The organism is Rathayibacter festucae DSM 15932, from assembly GCF_004011135.1.
GTDB lineage: Bacteria > Actinomycetota > Actinomycetes > Actinomycetales > Microbacteriaceae > Rathayibacter > Rathayibacter festucae.
Window position 1 is genome coordinate 2,119,619 of the sequence record NZ_CP028137.1, and the last position, 17,238, is coordinate 2,136,856.

Below are 17,238 nucleotides of genomic sequence, written 5' to 3' on the forward strand. Positions count from 1 at the left end.
TCCCCGTCGGCCGGCGCAGGGGCCGGGACCGGCACGACCGGGACGGGGGCGGTGCCGCCGCCCTGCTCGGCGGCCGGGCTCTGCGGGGCCGGTGCGGCCGGGCCGGGGGCGCCGTCGTGGCGGCGGGGTCCACGGCGGCGGGATCGGTCGCGGCGGGATCGGCGCCGGCCGGGTCGCCGGCCGGATCGGTGCTCGACGGGTCGGCGCCCGGGGTCTCGCCGGCACCGGGGGCGCGGCTCGGTCCGACGACGGGCGTCGAGCCGATCTCGGTGACCTGCGGGGGCTGCTGCAGCGCGCTCGCGACGGTGACGACTCCCCCGGCGATCGCGGCCAGGCAGAGGGCCGCCGCGGCGGCGAGCAGGACGGGCCCGCGACGGGGCATCGGCGTCTCCTGATCGGTCGTGTCGGGATCGGGGCGGCGGAACGGGTTTCCTGATGATCTTCTCATGGAGCGATGATCCTTCCAGCGAGGCGGGTGAGCGAGTGGGCGGCCGACGAGCGCCAGGCCGGGCGGAAGAGGTAGAGGCAGGCGAGGCGGAACCGGGTCGCGGTCTCGCAGGCCGCGAGGCGCTCGGGCGAGGCGCCCGCGTGCTCGGCCGCCCGGTCCACGACGGCGGCGGCCCGGGTGGCGAGATCCGCGGGCAGCAGGCCCTGCGCGGTGCGCAGCCGCAGGTGGGCCCGCAGGTTGCCGAGGTCGAGCGCCGCCTCGGCCCGTGCGGCGGTGTCGAGGTCGAGCAGGGCGAGCCCGCTCTCCGCGACCAGCAGCTGCTTGTCGTGCAGGTCGCGATGGGAGAGCACGAGCGGCTCGACGGGCCCCGCGAGGAGTGACTCCGCCACCCGCTCGGCGGCCGCGAGCACCTCGGCGCGCAGCCCGGGGAGGAGCAGTGGCGCGGCGAGGGCCGCCCAGCGCGTGACGACGGCGGCCTCCGCCTCCGGGCCGTGCTCGGGCAGCTCGGCCGGCGCCGCGGGCAGGAGCGCCCAGCCCTCGGCCCAGCGCCCCCAGAGCGCACGCCACTGGACGGCGGTGGTCCGCGGGTCGGAGCCGACCTCGAGGACGGTGCGTCCGGGCAGCGCCGAGAAGCGGACGAGTCCCTCCGGGTCGTCCGGGCGGTGCAGCAGCCGCGGCAGGTCGAAGCCCGCGGCGAACGCCTCGGCGCTCCGGTGGGCCGCGACCACCGCGGGGGCGGCCTGCGGGCGGAGGACCTTGAGGAAGCTGCTGCCGTCTGCGGCGCGCACCACGGCACGGCGGCCGGGCCGGTGCACGATCACGGCGCCCTCACGGCGGGCGTGCTCGAGCGCCGGGAGGCGGCGGTCGGTGCCGACCGGGAGCAGCCGGACACCTCGCTCGGCGGTCCAGCGGCCGGCGCGCACCTCGGGCGAGCCGGCGGTGCGGGCCTCGAGATCCGCTCCGTCGCGGGACGGCCAGGCGCGCGAGACGGTCCACCTCACGCCGTCCTCGACGACCTCGGCGGGAACGGCGGGCGCCGCGCTCAGCGCACTCGGCAAGCTCAGCAGGTCCGGGGCGGTCGTCATCCGAGCACCTCCTCGGCGCGGGCGACGGCGTCGTCGAGGCGCTCGCGCCAGTCCGGCAGCGCGGTGCGGAAGGGCTCGACCGCGCGCAGCAGCACGCTCGAGGCCGTGCGACGGCGCAGCGCCGCCTCGTCGATGACTCCCCCGGCTGCCCGGTAGGCGTCGAGCAGCGCCTCCGCGAGGGCGGAGCCGGGGGCCTCGGCCGCGACCAGCCCGCCGAGATCGCGCTCGGGCTCGTCGCGACGGACGCGGTCGAAGTCGATCAGGCGGACGCCGTCGCCGACGAGGACCTGGTCGGCGGAGAAGTCGCCGTGCACGACGACCGAGCGGGCGGGAGCCTCGACGGCCAGGGCCGCGCCGAGTCGCTCGAGCCGCGGAGCGAGGCCCGGCGCGAGGTCGACGAGCGCGCGGACCGCCGTCGCGACCTCGGCGCGGGAGCCGCCGGGCACGCGCACTCCGCGCACCTCGTGCAGCCGGGCGAGTGCCGCACCGGCGGCCTCGGCGCCGCCGGCCGAAGGGTGCCCGGCGAGATCGCCCTCGCCCCACCACGGAGTCGACGCCGCTCCGGAGCCGAGCACCGTCGGCACGAGCACCGGCACGCCCTGCGCGGCCAGCTCCGCCTGCACGCGCGCGACCTCGGCGACCGAGGCGGCGGCTCCGCGCGGCACGATCTTGACGACGCGCGACCCGTCCGCCAGGACCAGCCGGCGGTGCGGATTGTGCCGGAGCACCTGCGAGCGCTCGAGGAGTCCCGGCTCGGCGAGCGCGAGACGCCGCAGTGTCGGCGAGAGCTCGCGATCGGCGCGCACCGGTCCGCTCACGGCCGCGAGCCTCGGGTGCTCGCGCAGCTCGACGCCCACGCGGGCGGCGCGCTCGCGCGTCTTGTCGAGCTTGGCCGGGTCGGCGTAGGAGGCGATCCAGCCCGGGCCGTCGGCCGAGTCGAAGGCGGCCACGACGTCCGCGGAGCGCTTCCAGCGGCGGCGGGTGACCCGCACGGGACGGCCCAGGGCCTCGGCGAGGCGCCGGGGGTCGAGGAGCTCGGCGAGCGCGGGCAGCGCCGGGTCGCGGCGGGCGAGGTCGGCGACGGCCGCCTCCGTGACGGTGGTCGTGACGGCGGTCGTGACGGCGGACCTGTCGGCGCCGGTGCGGGCGCTCATGCGCGCACCTCCGCTCCGGGCTCGGTCGCCGCGGCGCGATGGAACCAGGCGGCGACGCGGGAGTCGCGGCCGAGCAGCTCCTCGGGTGTCCCGTCCTCGACGATGCGGCCGTCCTCGAGCCAGAGCAGGCGGTCGGCGCCCGCGATCGCGGCGGGGTCGTGGGTGATCGAGATCGTGGTGCGGCCGCGGGTGAGCTCGGCGAGCGACTGCGCGACCTGGGCGCGCGCCTCCGGATCGAGCCCGGTCGTCGCCTCGTCGAGGACGACCACCGGCGCGTCGCGCAGCAGCGCACGGGCGATGGCGATCCGCTGACGCTGCCCGCCGGAGAGGGTCCCGCCGCGCTCGCCGAGCACGGTCTCGAAGCCGTGCGGCAGCGCCAGCACGAAGTCGAGCGCGTTCGCGCGGCGGGCGGCCTCCTCCACGTCGGCGTCGCTCGCGTCGAGGCGTCCGTAGCGGATGTTCTCGCGGACCGTCGTGGCGAAGAGGACCGAGTCCTGCAGCAGCAGCGAGATGCTCGAGCGCAGGCTCGCGAGCGTCGCGTCGCGCAGATCCGTCCCGTCGATCGCGATGCGGCCGCGGCGCGGGTCGGAGGCGCGCACGAGCAGGCTCACGAGCGTCGACTTGCCGGCACCCGAGGCACCGAGCAGGCAGACGCTCTCGCCGCCGCGCAGCTGCAGCGACAGGTCGGTGAAGAGCGCGCGGCCGTAGCCGTCGTCGACGCCGATCGCCTCGAACGAGACGGCACCCGCCGTCGTGACCAGCGCTCGCGCGCCCGGGCGGTCGTGCACCTCGATCTCCTCGTCGAGGAGGTCGGCGACCCGCTCGCCCGAGGCGGCGGCGCGCGCGATCCGGCCGGTGTACTTCGCGAGGTCCTTCAGCGGGCGCATAGCGATCTTGAGGTACATCGTGAAGACCACGAGATCGCCCGGAGTCATCTGCCCCTCGAGCACCCGCCAGCCGCCGCCGGCCAGCACGAGGGCGGTCGCGGCGCCGACGATCACGTCGGTCCGGCGCTCGAGCGCGGCGGCGAGCCGCCGGGCCTTCACTCCCTGGTGCAGCGCCGTCGCGTTGCCGCGGTCGAACGCGCCGCCCACCTCCTTCTCCAGCCCGTAGGCCTGGACGACGCGGATCGCGCCGAGGGTCTGCGCGGCGGTGTCGGCCAGCGCGCCCTCGCCCTTGCGGGTGGAGCGCGAGGCGCTGGTGATCGAGCTCGAGCTGCGGCGGGAGGAGACGAGATAGACGATCGCGGCGCCGATCACGACCAGTGTGAGCAGCGGATCCAGCCACAGCATCACGACGGTCAGGACGACCAGCGTGATCACGTTGCCGACCAGCGGGAGCCCGGCGGTGACCGCGACCTCCTGCAGCCGGCCGATGTCGCCGACCAGCCGCTGCACCGTGTCACCGGCCGAGGAGACCGTGTGGTACCGCAGCGAGAGGGCCTGCACGTGCGCGAAGACGCGGGCGCGGAGCGCGGTCGCGACCCGCGAGCCGACCAGCGCGAAGGCGATCGTGGAGAGGTAGGCGGTGATCGCGCGCAGGCCCACCAGGCCGAGCAGGATCGCGCCGCAGGCGACGAGGAGGCCGATGGTGGCGGGCGGGGTGCCGGCGTTGGCGCCGGCCGTGGCGCCCAGGCTCGCGCTGACGCTGTCGATCACGATCTTCAGCGGCCACGGCTCGAGGACCCGGAGGATCACCTCGGCCAGCAACGCGACGAGGCCGCCGAGCATCAGAAAGCGGTGCTCGCGCAGGTGCGGGCGGACGATGCCGAGGCTGCGGCGGAGGGCGCCGGGGTCGGGGGTGCTGCGGCTCGTGCGGCTCATGCGGCGGCCTCCTCGGTGCTGTCGGTGCTGGTGCCGGTGCCGGTGCGCACGTCGTCGATGCGCCTGCCCGCGGAACGATCGACGGGGACAGCGGCGAGGATCCGCTCGAGCACCCGCGACCAGTCGTGCTCGGCGACCGCGTCAGCCCGGGCGGCGGCGCCCATCGCGCGGCGGCGGGCGGGGTCGGCGGCGAGGTCCGCGACGGCCGCGGCGAGCGCCTCCGGCCGCCCCGGCTCGACGACGAGGCCGGTGACCCCGTGCCGGAGGATCGCGGGGATCTGCCCGACGGCGGTGGCGATCACGGGCAGACCGGCGGCCAGGTACTCGTAGACCTTGAGCGGCGAGAAGTAGTCCTGGCCCTCGCGCGCCGGGTAGGGCGCGACGCCGACGTCGAGGCGGGCGAGCTGCGCCGGCATGTCCGCGGGGGCGACGGCGCCGGTGAACTCGACGTCGAGGCCGAGGCGCCCGGCCTGCTCGCGCAGGGCCGGTCCCTCCGGGCCGTCGCCGATCACCAGGAGGCGGACGCGCTCGGGGTCGAGCAGCGCGACGGCGTCGAGCAGGCCGCCGACGCCGTGCCACGGCTTGAGGGTGCCGACGAAGCCGACGACGAGCGGGCCGCCGGAGCGCGCGGGGCCGGGCTGGATGCGGCGGGTGTTCACGCCGTTGGGCGCGACCAGCGGTGCGGCGGCGCCGTGCTCGGCGGCCCAGCGGGCGACGGGCTCGGAGACGCAGGCGACGACCGCGGCCGAGGACAGCACCGCGCGGGTCGCCTGCTCCGCTCGCGCCTCGTCGACGAGGACGCGGTGCTCGCGCTGCTCGTCGATCAGCGGCGCGTTCACCTCGAGCACCGCGGGGACGCCCAGGGCACGCGAGACCAGGGCGGAGGCGCGGCTGAAGAGGGAGTAGCGCTCGTGCACGAGGTCGCAGCCGTCGAGCACGACCGCCTCGGCGAGGTGGGCGGCGGCCTCCTCCACGGCACGCTCGCGCGCGGCCGGGTCCTGCACGCGGGTGCGGTGCTCCAGCACCTCGACGTCCTGCAGGTCGGCGGGGACGCTGTCGCCGGCCCGGGCGCAGTAGACGCGGACCTCGTCGCCGCGCGCGCGGTAGGCGCGGAGGATCTCCTGGGCGTGGACGGAGGAGCCCTTGCTGCCGAAGACCGGCACGCCGGGGTCGGCGCAGACGAACGCGACGCGCATCAGGCCGCCGCCGCCGCGGGCTGGGCGGGCGCGGGCGCCGCGAGGGTCAGCGCGGCGAGCGTGCGCGCCTGCCCTCGGGAGTCGAACTCGCGCTCCACCAGCGCGCGGGCGCGGGCGGCGATCCCGGCGGTGTCGAAGTCGGGATCCACCACCCGTTGCAGCGCGCGGGCGAGGTCGTCCGCGCGGCCCGGACGGCAGAGGACTCCGGTGTCGCCGTCGCGGATCACCTCGGGGATCCCGGTGACCGCGGTCGAGATGCAGGGCACCCCGGTCGCCATCGCCTCCAGCAGCACGGTCGGCAGACCGTCGGCGTTGCCGTCGGCGCCGACCACGCAGGGAGCGACGAAGACGTCGGCGCGGCGCAGCAGCTCCGCGACCTCGTTCTGCGGCACCGGGCCGAGCAGCCGGACGCTCCCGTCGAGGCCGGCGGCGCGGATCCGCTCGGCGAGCGCGTCGTGCAGCTCGCCTCCGCCTGCGATCTCGACCTGGACGGCGGTCCCGCCGAGGGCGAGCATCGCGACGGCGTCGACGAGCACCGAGAAGCCCTTCTTCTCGACCAGCCGGCCGACCGCGGCGACCCGGAGCACGCCGGTGCGCTCGGGCCGCGGCGAGAAGGCGAAGCGCTCGAGCTCGAGCCCGTTGTAGACCCGGTGCACCCGGGCGCTCGCTGCCGGGAAGCGCGCGGCCAGGTGCAGCACGTTGTAGTCGCTGACCGTGACGGCGAAGCGGGCGCCGGCGAGCTTGCGCTCCAGGTCCGCGGCGTCGACGGACTCGTGGAAGAGGTCCTTGGCGTGCGCGGTGAAGGAGTAGGGCACTCCCGTGAGCAGCGAGGCGAGCCGGGTGACCGTGGTGGCGCTCGAGGCGAAGTGCGCGTGCAGGTGCGTCACGCCCTCGCGCTGGACGGCGGCGGCGAGCTGCACGGCCTGCGCCGCGTCCTCCGGGCTCGCGCGCAGCAGCTCCGGCAGCAGCCGGCCGACGGCGGCCAGCAGCTCCGGCGACTGCTCGGCGGCCCGCAGGCCCTGCCAGAGGGCGGACGCCTTGACCGGCTTGTCGAGGTAGCGCACCGGTGCGCTCACCCGGGCCAGCTCGGGGTGGAAGCGCGGGTCGTCGGGCGCGCGCAGCGAGAAGATCACCAGGTCCTCCCCCGCGGCCTCGCGGGCCAGGATCTCGGAGACGACGAAGGTCTCGGAGAAGCGCGGGTAGACCTTGAGGACGTAGGCGGTGCGGGGCATCGGGGCTCCTCCGGGGGCGGTGGCGGACGGGACAGGGGCGGCGGGCGGGGTGGGGGCCGGAGCGTCAGACGGCACGGTCCGCCTCCTCGGCCGCGGTGCCGCGGGCGGCGGTGACGAGACGGGCGGCGAGCGGACCGACGGCGGCGAGACCGTCGAGGTCGATCCCCGTGCGCTGCACCTCGGTGCCGACCCTCGCCGCGAACCAGGCGCCGAGCCGCTCGGCGCTGACCTCGGCGGGCGCGAGGACCTCGACGGCGCCGCAGGCCTCGAGCGCCTCCGCCCGCAGCCGCTGCTCCTGGCGGCGGTGCGAGCGCGGCACGATCAGGGCCGGCACCGTGGTGCTCATCACCTCGCAGACGGTGTTGTAGCCGCCCATGCTCACCACGGCGGAGGCCCGGCGCAGCAGCGCGAGCGCGTCCGGGACCGAGCGGACCACCGTGGTCGCGGGGCCGGCGGCGGCGCGGATCGCCCGCCGGTGCTCGGCCGGCATCTGCGGTCCGGTGACGACGACGTGTCGGTAGCCGACCGGCACCTCCGCCGCGACCGCCGCCTCGGCGATCGCCCGGCCGTCCGAGCCGCCGCCGACGGTGGTGAGGACGAAGGGCTCCTCGACCACGGAGTGACCGGCGCCGAGCCGGCCGTTCGCGAGGAAGCCGGTGTGCGCGACGAGGTCGTGCAGCCCGCGCGGGATCTCGCCGGTGGCCGCCGGGTCGTGCACGGTCGGGTCGCCGTAGACCCAGACGGCGTCGTACAGCTCGCGGACGGCACCGGCCCCGCCGATCGCCTTCCACTCGGCCGAGGTCGCGGAGCGGCGGTCGAGCACGTCGCGCAGTCCGAGCACGACGACCGCGGCGGGATTCGCAGAGCGGACGGCGCGCAGCGCGGGCTCGAGCTCGCCGTGCACGCCGAACGCGTGCCGGTCGACGATCACCAGGTCGGGGGCGAAGGCGGCGAGACCGGCGCGGACGACGTCGCCGCGCAGGCTGGTCAGAATGCGCAGCTCGACGTCGAGGTGGCGCGAGCGGTAGCCCTGCTCGCCGGTGGTGACGCCGGGGAGCGCGAGCCAGTCCCAGCCGTCGGGCGCGGCGAACGCGGTGGCGGAGGACTGACCCGTCACCAGCAGGCCGGTCACCTCCTCGCCGAGCAGCTCGGGCAGCGCGCTGTTCAGGGCGTGCGCGAGAGCGACGTTGCGCCGCACGTGGCCGAGCCCCACCGAGTCGTGCGAGTACAGGGCGATGCGGATGACCATGTCGTTCCCCTCGAAGGCGATGAGCGCGGCCCGGTGGCCGCGGCGGATCCTCGACCCGTGCTCACAGCCTCCCGACGGGGCGTAAGCCGGGTGTGAGACGAAGATGAGAGCCGTCTCATCTGCGGCGCCCTCGATCCCCTCGGGTCCCTCGTCCCCCTCGGCTCCTTCAACTCCCTCGGGAAGAGAAGCGGCCGCCCCCGCGTTGCACGGTGCATGCCTTCGACGAGCAGCACTGTCACCGCCCCCTCCCGCGCCTCGATCGACACCACCGAGTCGGCCCGCGCCGGCTGGGAGTCGTGGCTCGCGCGCCGCGCCGAGCGGGTCACCGGCCCGCGCGGCGACCTGGCCCTGGTCGAGACCCGCTGGCTGGAGCCGGGCGAGAGCGTCGACGACGAGGCCGCGCTGGCCGGCTACGGGCCGACCGCGACCCTCACCCGGATGCGCCGCGCGAGCCTGGACACCGGCGAGGAGGAGTACGGCTACCGCGTCTGGGACGCGGCCTCCGAGGGCATCCGCTCGTTCGACGCGATCGAGACCTTCCCCTTCGACGCCGCCTGGGTGCTCGAGGCCTGGTTCGAGCCGGTCGACGACGCGCGCACCATCCCGTTCGAGCACCTGCGCGACAACGGGGCGACGCGCGACCTCGTCGTGCCCGGCGACATCACCTTCTCGCTCGTCGACGACGGGCGGGCGCACGAGTACACGGTCGCCGCGTTCGACGACGGCGGCACGCTGCTCGTCCCGTTCGGCGACCCGACCAACCGCAGTGACGACCCGGAGCTGAAGAGCTACCCGGTCGGCCGGTTCCTCGTGGTGCAGCGCCTGGGCGGAGCGGCCGACGCCGGGACGCCCGGCCCGGTGCTGCTCGACTTCAACCGCGCCTACATCCCGCCGTGCGGGTTCTCGCCGCACTACAACTGCCCGCTGCCGCCCGCGCAGAACCGCCTCGGCGTCGCGGTGACCGCCGGCGAGCGCCGGGTGCTGCGCGCCGACTGAGGCCGCCGACTCCGGGTCGGCACGGGGCGATCGACGATCCGCCCTCCGCACGGAGCGATCAGCGCAGGGCGAGAAGGCGGTCGAGCGCCTCGGGCAGCCGACGCAGCACCGAGACGTGGCCGTCGTCCGGGTGCTCGATCAGCTCGGCGGTCGGGAGCAGCGCCCGGAGCCGTCGCGCGTGCTGCGCCGGGATCACGCGGTCGAGGCCGCCCTGGACGAGGACGACCGGGCAGCGGATCGCCGCGAGGTCGACTCCCCACGGCGCGGCGAAGGCGACGTCGTCGTCGATCAGACCGCCGTCACCCCACTGCTCCGAGCGCGCGACGTCCTCGCCGAGGGCCGCCCACTCCGACTCGAGGGCCGCGTAGTCGGCCGCGACGAACGACTCGGGGTCGAACTCGTCGGTCTCGGCGAAGCGGGCGCGCGCCTCGCGGCCGTCTCGCGCCGAGGCGAGGCCGCCCGGAGCGGCCATGCCGTCGAACCAGGCGGGGTCGCCGTCGTCCGGGGCTGGTGAGGCGAGGACGGCGACGCCGTCGACCCGGTCGGTGAGCAGTGCGGCGCAGGCCAGGGCGTGCGGGCCGCCGCCCGAGGCGCCCGCGGTGAGGATCCGGTCGAGTCCCAGCGCGTCGAGCACGGCGCGGACGTCCTCCGCCGCGGAGGCGACGTCGCGGCCCGGCTGCGCGGTCGAGCCGCCGTAGCCGGGGCGCGCGTAGGAGAGGAGACGGAGTCCGCGCGCGCGGGCGGCCTCGAGCACCGGGGCGAGCAGGGCGCCGGTCTGCGGGGAGCCGTGCTGCCAGAGCAGCGGCCGCCCCTCGTCGCCGCTGTCGTGGACGACGATCGTCCTGCCGTCGCCGGCCGCGATCTCGATGGCGTCCGCCATGTCCTGCTCCTGTCCTCTCGCGGACCTCGCGGCCCGCTGATCCCTCGGTCCGGACCGCTCAGCCGCCGGTGAGCGCCGCGCGGCGGGCGACGAGCTCGTCGAGCAGCACGCGCTCGTCGACGGCGGCCGCTCGACCGCCGCGGCCGGCGAGCTGCTGCTGGCGCACGTGCGCGAGCCTCGTCGCAGAGCGGATGAAGCCGCGCATCGCCCGGGGCCGGTCGCCCCCGGCCACCCGGGCCCAGCGCGCCGCGGTGCGACGACCCTCGGCGGTGCCGATCATCCGCACCTCGGTCGGCGAGAGCCAGCCGGCAGCCGAGTAGTCGCCGAGTCGCGCGAGCGTGACCCGCCGCTCCTGCCGGCGCAGGAGCACCACGACCACGACCGCGACGACGAACAGTGGCACCTGCACGACCCCGTAGAACCCGAACCAGTCGGCGACGAGGAAGGACGAGCCGTTCCAGAGCGCGTGCAGGAACGCCGCGAGGGCGAGTCCCAGGAGCGCGATCGGCAGGCGCGCGGCCGGCGGGCGGCTCATCGCGAACCCGAGGGCCGCGCCGGTGCAGGACGTGAAGAGCACGTGCGCGAAGGGCGACAGCACCCCGCGGAGGAAGAACGTGACGGCGAGCGAGCCGAGGCCGCCCTCCACCAGCGCGCTGCCGAAGTAGAGGATGTTCTCGACGAAGGCGAAGCCGGAGGCGACGACCGCTGCGTAGACGATGCCGTCGACCGGTCCGTCGAAGCTGCGGCGCCAGATCAGCAGGATCAGCAGGACGCCGAGGCCCTTCGCCGACTCCTCGACGATCGGCGCCTGGATCACGGCGCCGACGAAGTCCGACTCGCTCGGCTGCGCACCGGAGGCGTAGACCGCGATCTGCACGCCGAGGTCGACCAGCAGCGAGATGGCCACCGAGCCGGCCGCTCCCCAGAGGAAGGCGAACCAGAGGCCGAGCGGCGCCTCCGGCTCCCAGCGGTCGACCCAGCGGACGCCGGCCAGCACGATCAGCAGCGGTACCAGGGCGACGACCGCGCAGATCCCGGCCGCGGTCGCGCCGAGCCCGGAGACGACGTAGGCGAGGACGAGGAGCAGCAGGACCCCCAGCAGCGCGACGCCGATCGCGCCCAGCACCGTCGGGACGATCGAGGGGCGGGCGGGGGCCGGCGGCGGATAGGCGCTCATGGGCTCCGAGAGTAGGGCACCGGCGGGCGCGCGGTCCGGCGGTTGACAGCGGGTGCGGGTGGGGAGCGCCGCGGGACCGCCAGGGTGATCGAGTAGCCCGCACAGCGGGCGTATCGAGATCCACCACCATCAGAAGGTCGAGTCTGCAGACCCGCCCTGATCGACGGCGGGTCTCGATACGCCCCTCCGGGGCTACTCGACCACCATGACCTCGTCGGTGTGGGAAGTCCATGCTGATCGAGTAGCCCGCGCAGCGGGCGTATCGAGATCCGCCACCATGAAGAGGGGCGCCGCCGCATCCTCCCCTCACCGCCGAGTCGCGAAGCGGCTCCGTCGTGCGGGTGGGCAGCGGCGCAGCTCGCGGGGCCGTGTCCGATTCCCGCGATCCTCCAGGCGCGGGGCGTGCCAGGCTCGGAGCATGGTCGAGGATCCGCTGTTCGAGGAGCGCTACCGCGCGGTCGCCTCGCGCGACTCCCGCTTCGACGGCCGCTTCATCACCGGGGTGCACTCGACCGGCATCTACTGCCGGCCGAGCTGTCCCGCCACGACGCCCCGGCCCGCGAACGTCCGGTTCTATCCGACCGCGGCGGCCGCGCACGAGGCGGGCCTGCGCGCCTGCAAGCGCTGCCTCCCCGATGCGGTGCCCGGGTCGCCCGAGTGGAACCTCCGCGACGACACCGCGGCGCGCGCGATGCGGCTGATCGGCGACGGTGTGGTCGATCGCGAGGGGGTCGAGGGGCTGGCCGGGCGCCTGGGCTACGGCGCCCGGCAGCTCGGACGGATCCTGCGGGTCGAGCTGGGCGCGCCTCCGCTCGCCCTGGCCCGGGCGCAGCGCGCACAGACCGCGCGGCTGCTGCTCACCGGCACGGAGCTGCCGGTCTCGGAGGTGGCGTTCGCCGCGGGGTTCGCGAGCATCCGGCAGTTCAACGCGACGATCCAGGAGGTGTACGAGCGGAGCCCGAGCGCGCTGCGGGCCTCGGCCCGGGGAGGCCGGTCGGAGGCGGCCGTGCACGCGGGCGCGACGACGCTCGAGCTGCGGCTCGCCGTGCGGGCACCGTTCGATCCGGGCGTGCTCGCCGTCCTCGGCGCCGACGCAGTTCCGGGGCTCGAGGAGGCGGGGCCGGGCCGGTACTCGCGCTCGCTCGCGCTGCCCGGCGGCCCGGCGGTCGTGCGGCTCGAGCCGGACGGCGAGGCGATCCGCTGCACCGCGACCCTGGTCTCGGTGGCCGATGTCGGCCCCCTGGTCGCGCGGGTGCGCCGGCTGCTCGACCTCGACGCCGACTCCGCCGCGATCGACGAGGCGCTCGGCGCCGATCCGGTGCTGGCGCCGCTGGTCTCCGCGACTCCCGGGATCCGACTGGCGGGCTCCGTCGACCCGGCCGAGACCCTGCTGCGCGCGCTGATCGGGCTCGGTGCGCCGACCGCGGTCGCGCGCACGGCGCTGGCCCGGCTGGTCGCGGCGCTCGGCGAGCCGCTGCCCGTCGGCCTCGCCGCCGGCGGCGTCACCCACGCGTTCCCTTCCCCCGCGGCGATCGCGGAGAACGGAGCGGACGTGCTGCGTGGCTCCGAACACCGGAACGAGACGGTCCGGCGGAGTGCGGCCCTCCTGGCTGACGGCACTCTGCGCCTGGACGCGGGCCTCCGCCGCGAGGACCTGGTGGAGCGCCTGCTCGCCAACGACGGCATCGACCCGGCCACGGCCGCGTCCGTCGCGGCGCGGATCACCGGCGACCCGGACGTCTTCCCGGCCCACGACCGCGCCGTCCGCGCCGGCGCCGCCGCACTCGGCCTCCCCTCGACTCCCCGAGCCCTCGCCGCGGCCGCTCGCCCCTGGGCGCCCTGGCGCAGCTACGCCGCCCGCCACCTCGCCGCGAGATGCCACTTGTGAGCGCGACTCGCCGCAAGAGTCGCGCACAAGTGGCATCTCGCGGGAAGGCTTCGCACCGCCGCGGCCACCTCGCAGGACGATCTCCGCGAGATGCCACTTGAGTACGCGACACGCCGCAGGAGCCGTACCGAAGAGGCATCTCGCGACCAGCGGATGGCGACACGCCGGCGCTGAGTGCGAACCGCCCGAGCGATACTCAGCAGCTGCTCCCCGCGAGATGCCACTTGTGAGCGCGACACGCCGAGGAAGGCGTGCACAAGTGGCATCTCGCGGAGGGGGCGGGGCGGGCTACTCCGTGGGGGGCTCGATGATCGGGAGGGCCGCGGTCATCGCCTCGATGCCGGAGAGGCGGGCGGGCGAGATGAGGCGCAGGACCTCCTCGCGGGACATCAGGCCCGCCTCGACGACGAGGTCGGCGACGTTGCGGCCGGTGGCGAGCGCGGCCTTCGCGATGGCCGCCGACGCGGTGTAGCCGATGCTCGGGGTCAGCGCGGTCACGACGCCGACGGAGGAGGCGACCATCGCCTCGAGCCGGTCGACGTTCGCGGTGATGCCGTCGATGCAGTTGATGCGCAGGGTGAGGCAGGCCTGGGTCATCCAGGTGATGCTCTGCAGGAGCGAGTGCGCGATGACGGGCTCGAACGCGTTCAGCTGCAGCTGACCCGCCTCGGCGGCCATCGTCACGGTGACGTCGGCGCCCGCCACCGAGTAGGCGACCTGGTTGACCACCTCGGGGATCACCGGGTTCACCTTGCCGGGCATGATGCTCGAGCCCGCCTGGCGCGACGGCAGGTTGATCTCGCCGAACCCGGCCTGCGGGCCGGAGGAGAGCAGACGCAGGTCGTTGCAGATCTTCGACAGCTTGATGGCTGAGCGCTTCAGCGCGCTCGAGAACGACATGAAGACGCCGGTGTCGCTGGTGGCCTCGACGAGGTCCTGCGCCATCTCGAGGTCGAGGTCGGTGAGCTCGTTGAGGTGCCGGACGGCGGCGGCGCCGTAGCGCGGGTCGGCGGTGATGCCGGTCCCGATCGCGGTGGCGCCGATGTTGACCTCGGCGAGCAGCCAGATCGTCTCGGAGAGGCGCGCGTGGTCCTCGCCGAGCGTGGTCGCGAAGCCGTGGAACTCCTGGCCGAGGGTCATCGGCACGGCGTCCTGCAGCTGGGTGCGGCCGACCTTGAGGACGCTGCCGAACTCGACGGCCTTCCGCGAGAACGCGGCCTGGAGCAGGGCGAGCTCGTCGAGCAGGCGGCGCAGCGACCAGGTCATCGCGATCTTGATCGACGTGGGGTAGACGTCGTTGGTGGACTGGCTGCGGTTCACGTCGTCGAGCGGGTGCAGGAAGGCGTAGTCGCCCTTGGGCCGCCCGGCGATCTCGAGGGCGACGTTGGCGACGACCTCGTTCGCGTTCATGTTGGTCGAGGTGCCCGCGCCACCCTGGATCACGCCGACCACGAACTGGTCGTGGAACTCGCCGTCGATGATCCGGCGGCAGGCCTGCTCGATCAGCTCGGCCTTCGCCGGGGCGAGGCTGCCGATCTCGGTGTTCGCACGCGCGGCGGCGAGCTTGACGGTCGCGAGTGCGCGGACCAGATCGGGATAGATCGAGATCGGGCGCTTGGAGATCGGGAAGTTGTCGAGCGCCCGGGCGGTGTGGATGCCCCAGTAGGCGTCGGCCGGGATGTCGAGCGGGCCGAGCGAGTCGGTCTCGGTGCGGGTGGCGGCGTCCACGGGGGGTCCTTCCGGCGGGGCCTGCGGGGCGGTGCCCCGCGGGCCGTTGCTCACGGGGTCGTTGCTCGCAGGGTCGATGCTCTCGGGGAGGGTGGTCGAGGCGGATGTCACGTCAGCTCCGTCGCTGTCGTCGTGCGGCCCCGAAGGGTGCAGGGGGTCCGCGAACTGCCCGGCCAGCCTACGCCGGGGCTCCGATCCGCCGGGTCGGCGGCGTTCGACGCACGCTCCGGCGCGCCATCTCCCGACGGATCGGCGGCGGCCGCCCGGGCGGACGGTTCGACCACTGACCAGGCCACCCCGATCGAAGCGGCCACCGAAGGGCCGCTACCGGCAGGGTGGCCCTTCTTCTCCTCCCCAGAGCCGAGTGGACCGGGCCACTCTCGGAGCATCACCTCGAGATCGGATGCCCCATGCTCGCCCTGCTCCTCGTCCTCGCGCTCGTCCCCGTCCTGCTCGCCGCCGTCGCGGTTCCGCTCGCACTCGCGGTCCGGCGCGACGGCTACTCCCCCGTCGCGTTCGACCGCGCCTACGACAGCCGGGGCGGCCGGGGCTGAGACAGCGGCGCCCCCGCCCGCCCCGCGCTCAGTCGACGCGGTCCGGCTCCGGGATGCTCGGCGCCGCCTGCAGTCCACCGCTCAGCGCGTAGCGCTCCTCGGGTGAGAGGACGAGGCGCTTCCGGCCCCAGACGGCGAAGCCGATCAGGATGACCACGTAGACCACGGCGATCGCGATGATCGCCGGCTGGAACGCGTCGTTGAAGAGGAAGCCGAGGAAGATCAGCACGTTGATCAGCGCCGCGATCACCGCCCCCGGAAGGCCCCACGGGCTGCGGTACGGCCGGCTCGCGTTCGGGAACCGTCGGCGCAGCAGCACGAAGGACACCATCTGCATGAAGTACGCGACGACCGCGCCCCACACCGCGATGTTGAGCACGATCGCTCCCGCGACGGCGCCGGCGTTGTCCGGGTCGAGCCGGCTGAGCACGTCGACGACGACGAGGGCGACGAAGCCGATCACGGCGCCCACGGTGAGCGCGATCCACGGCGTCTGGCGCTTACCCGTCAGCGAGAACACCCGCGGGTAGTAGCCGGCCCGGGAGAGCGAGTACATGTTGCGCCCGTAGGCGAACATGATGCCCTGCAGCGACGCGAGCAGTCCGATCAGGGCGAAGAGCGCGAGCACGGCGGCCGCGCCGTCGCCGACCATCGCGCGGAAGCCGTCGAGCAGCGGCTCGGTCGAGACGCCCATGTCCTCGGAACCGATCAGCGCCGTGTTGAGGAAGAGGACGAGCAGGCCGGTCACGATCAGGGTGCCGCGGGCCCAGAAGCCGGCGCGGGGGATGTCGCGGACCGGGTCGTGCGCCTCCTCGGCCGCGAGCGGCAGCTCCTCGATGCCGAGGAAGAACCACATGGCGAACGGCAGCGCGAAGAGGATCGGCAGGACGCCGTGCGGGAGGAACTCGGTCTGACCCGCGTCCGGCGCGATGTTCCACAGGCTCGACCAGTCCAGCGCCGGCGAGAGCAGGGCCATCACGGAGAAGGCCAGGAGGATCGCGATGGACACGATCGAGACGACGATCGCGAAGCGGAACGAGATCGCCGCGCCCGCCGAGTTCAGCGCGACGAAGACGATGTAGAGGACCAGCCACCAGATCCACATCGCGCCGGAGAGGTCGAAGCCGAGCAGCTCGCTCGTCACCCCGTTCGCGTACTGCGCGGAGAAGAACACGACCACGGCGGTGGTGGCCACGTACTCGATGGTCTCGGCCAGCCCCGTGACCAGGCCGCCCCAGGGCCCCATGGCCGAGCGGGCGAAGGAGTAGGCGCCGCCGGTGTGCGGCATCGCGGCGGACATCTCGCCGATCGAGAAGATGAGGCCGTAGTACATCACCACGAGGACGGCGAAGGCGATCAGCATGCCGCCGAAGCCGGCGAAGTCGATGCCGAAGTTCCAGCCGGAGAAGTCGCCGGAGATGACGGCGGCGACCGCCAGTCCCCACAGGCCCCAGACGCCCGCGGAGCGGCGCAGGGTGCGCTTCTCGAAGTAGCCGGCCTCGGCCTCGCGGTAGGTCACCCCCGCGGTGCTGGTGACGTTCGCGGAGTCGGGCCCGGACGCCGCCGGGCGCCTCGCACCCTTGCTCGTCGGAGTCTGCTTCGTCTGCTCTGCCATCGGGTCTCCTCGGCTCGGGTGGTCCGAGCATAGGGACCTCAATGGACGCTGGGAAGCCCGATGGCGTTACGACGGTGTGAACGGCGCGATCCGAAGGTCCGGAGGGATGACGCGCATCCCGCGCCACCAGCGCCAACCTCACTCCCTCGGGATCAGCGGCTGTGCTTCAATGGACCCCGATCCGACCATGCGGCCTCGTCCGGCCACCCGGCG

The 17,238-nt window shown here is 75.0% G+C and carries 13 protein-coding genes; 3 read left to right on the top strand and 10 right to left on the bottom strand.

The features are described 5' to 3' along the window. Positions 1-444 precede the first annotated feature (444 nt). The 6 genes from C1I64_RS09945 to C1I64_RS09970 all read right to left on the bottom strand — a co-directional run bounded on the left by C1I64_RS09945 (position 445) and on the right by C1I64_RS09970 (position 8,187). Positions 445-1,533: a hypothetical protein gene (locus C1I64_RS09945; RefSeq protein ID WP_127887084.1), complete on the bottom strand. Its 1,089-nt coding sequence runs from the start codon at positions 1,531-1,533 to the stop codon at positions 445-447. Further along, a complete protein-coding gene (locus C1I64_RS09950) occupies positions 1,530-2,687 on the bottom strand; it encodes an aminoglycoside phosphotransferase family protein (RefSeq protein ID WP_127887085.1) in 1,158 nt (385 codons plus the stop codon). The genes C1I64_RS09945 and C1I64_RS09950 overlap by 4 nt, the downstream gene beginning before the upstream one ends. Then, entirely contained in the window at positions 2,684-4,510 is a 1,827-nt protein-coding gene (locus C1I64_RS09955) for an ABC transporter ATP-binding protein (RefSeq protein WP_127887086.1), read from the bottom strand. Before C1I64_RS09955 ends, C1I64_RS09950 begins: the two co-directional genes overlap by 4 nt. After that, positions 4,507-5,706: a glycosyltransferase family 4 protein gene (locus C1I64_RS09960; RefSeq protein WP_127887087.1), complete on the bottom strand. Its 1,200-nt coding sequence runs from the start codon at positions 5,704-5,706 to the stop codon at positions 4,507-4,509. The genes C1I64_RS09955 and C1I64_RS09960 overlap by 4 nt, the downstream gene beginning before the upstream one ends. Next, positions 5,706-6,938 (bottom strand): glycosyltransferase, encoded by a 1,233-nt coding sequence (locus C1I64_RS09965; RefSeq protein ID WP_127887088.1) that lies wholly within the window; start codon positions 6,936-6,938, stop codon positions 5,706-5,708. The genes C1I64_RS09960 and C1I64_RS09965 overlap by 1 nt, the downstream gene beginning before the upstream one ends. 64 nt (positions 6,939-7,002) lie before the next feature. Next, positions 7,003-8,187: a glycosyltransferase family protein gene (locus tag C1I64_RS09970; RefSeq protein ID WP_127887089.1), complete on the bottom strand. Its 1,185-nt coding sequence runs from the start codon at positions 8,185-8,187 to the stop codon at positions 7,003-7,005. 213 nt (positions 8,188-8,400) lie between these two features. Here C1I64_RS09970 and C1I64_RS09975 point away from each other — a divergent pair, with 213 nt between their 5' ends. Beyond that, positions 8,401-9,183 carry a DUF1684 domain-containing protein gene (locus C1I64_RS09975; protein WP_127887090.1) on the top strand — a complete coding sequence of 261 codons (783 nt, stop codon included), beginning with the start codon at positions 8,401-8,403 and terminating at the stop codon, positions 9,181-9,183. Between the two features lie 58 nt (positions 9,184-9,241). Here the strand turns inward: C1I64_RS09975 and C1I64_RS09980 are convergent, their stop codons facing one another. Together C1I64_RS09980 and C1I64_RS09985 are read right to left on the bottom strand one after the other, a co-directional pair. Next, entirely contained in the window at positions 9,242-10,063 is an 822-nt protein-coding gene (locus C1I64_RS09980; protein WP_127887091.1) for an alpha/beta fold hydrolase, read from the bottom strand. 58 nt (positions 10,064-10,121) lie between these two features. After that, on the bottom strand, positions 10,122-11,240 hold the full coding sequence (locus C1I64_RS09985; protein ID WP_127887092.1) for a PrsW family intramembrane metalloprotease: 1,119 nt from the start codon (positions 11,238-11,240) through the stop codon (positions 10,122-10,124). Between the two features lie 418 nt (positions 11,241-11,658). On the opposite strand from C1I64_RS09985, the gene C1I64_RS09990 reads away from it, so the two are divergent. Next, positions 11,659-13,128, top strand: a complete 1,470-nt coding sequence (locus C1I64_RS09990; RefSeq protein WP_127887093.1) for an Ada metal-binding domain-containing protein — start codon at positions 11,659-11,661, stop codon at positions 13,126-13,128. A 288-nt stretch (positions 13,129-13,416) separates the two neighbouring features. Here the strand turns inward: C1I64_RS09990 and C1I64_RS09995 are convergent, their stop codons facing one another. After that, the gene (locus C1I64_RS09995; protein ID WP_208645113.1) at positions 13,417-14,856 is read right to left on the bottom strand and encodes an aspartate ammonia-lyase; all 1,440 of its coding nucleotides are present in this window, start codon (positions 14,854-14,856) and stop codon (positions 13,417-13,419) included. Between the two features lie 410 nt (positions 14,857-15,266). Between C1I64_RS09995 and C1I64_RS20050 the strand changes: the two genes are divergently transcribed. Then, entirely contained in the window at positions 15,267-15,410 is a 144-nt protein-coding gene (locus tag C1I64_RS20050; RefSeq protein WP_164874504.1) for a hypothetical protein, read from the top strand. 28 nt (positions 15,411-15,438) lie between these two features. Here C1I64_RS20050 and C1I64_RS10000 read toward each other — a convergent pair whose 3' ends face one another. Beyond that, on the bottom strand, positions 15,439-17,025 hold the full coding sequence (locus C1I64_RS10000; protein WP_127887094.1) for an amino acid permease: 1,587 nt from the start codon (positions 17,023-17,025) through the stop codon (positions 15,439-15,441). Positions 17,026-17,238 lie beyond the last annotated feature (213 nt).

What these genes read in the sequence shown, in the direction of transcription:
- C1I64_RS09945 (WP_127887084.1), bottom strand. Translation starts at nt 1,533, where the DNA reads ATGACGACCGCCCCGGACCTGCTGAGCTTGCCGAGTGCGCTGAGCGCG.
- C1I64_RS09950 (WP_127887085.1), bottom strand. Translation starts at nt 2,687, where the DNA reads ATGAGCGCCCGCACCGGCGCCGACAGGTCCGCCGTCACGACCGCCGTC.
- C1I64_RS09955 (WP_127887086.1), bottom strand. Translation starts at nt 4,510, where the DNA reads ATGAGCCGCACGAGCCGCAGCACCCCCGACCCCGGCGCCCTCCGCCGC.
- C1I64_RS09960 (WP_127887087.1), bottom strand. Translation starts at nt 5,706, where the DNA reads ATGCGCGTCGCGTTCGTCTGCGCCGACCCCGGCGTGCCGGTCTTCGGC.
- C1I64_RS09965 (WP_127887088.1), bottom strand. Translation starts at nt 6,938, where the DNA reads ATGCCCCGCACCGCCTACGTCCTCAAGGTCTACCCGCGCTTCTCCGAG.
- C1I64_RS09970 (WP_127887089.1), bottom strand. Translation starts at nt 8,187, where the DNA reads ATGGTCATCCGCATCGCCCTGTACTCGCACGACTCGGTGGGGCTCGGC.
- C1I64_RS09975 (WP_127887090.1), top strand. Translation starts at nt 8,401, where the DNA reads ATGCCTTCGACGAGCAGCACTGTCACCGCCCCCTCCCGCGCCTCGATC.
- C1I64_RS09980 (WP_127887091.1), bottom strand. Translation starts at nt 10,063, where the DNA reads ATGGCGGACGCCATCGAGATCGCGGCCGGCGACGGCAGGACGATCGTC.
- C1I64_RS09985 (WP_127887092.1), bottom strand. Translation starts at nt 11,240, where the DNA reads ATGAGCGCCTATCCGCCGCCGGCCCCCGCCCGCCCCTCGATCGTCCCG.
- C1I64_RS09990 (WP_127887093.1), top strand. Translation starts at nt 11,659, where the DNA reads ATGGTCGAGGATCCGCTGTTCGAGGAGCGCTACCGCGCGGTCGCCTCG.
- C1I64_RS20050 (WP_164874504.1), top strand. Translation starts at nt 15,267, where the DNA reads ATGCTCGCCCTGCTCCTCGTCCTCGCGCTCGTCCCCGTCCTGCTCGCC.
- C1I64_RS10000 (WP_127887094.1), bottom strand. Translation starts at nt 17,025, where the DNA reads ATGGCAGAGCAGACGAAGCAGACTCCGACGAGCAAGGGTGCGAGGCGC.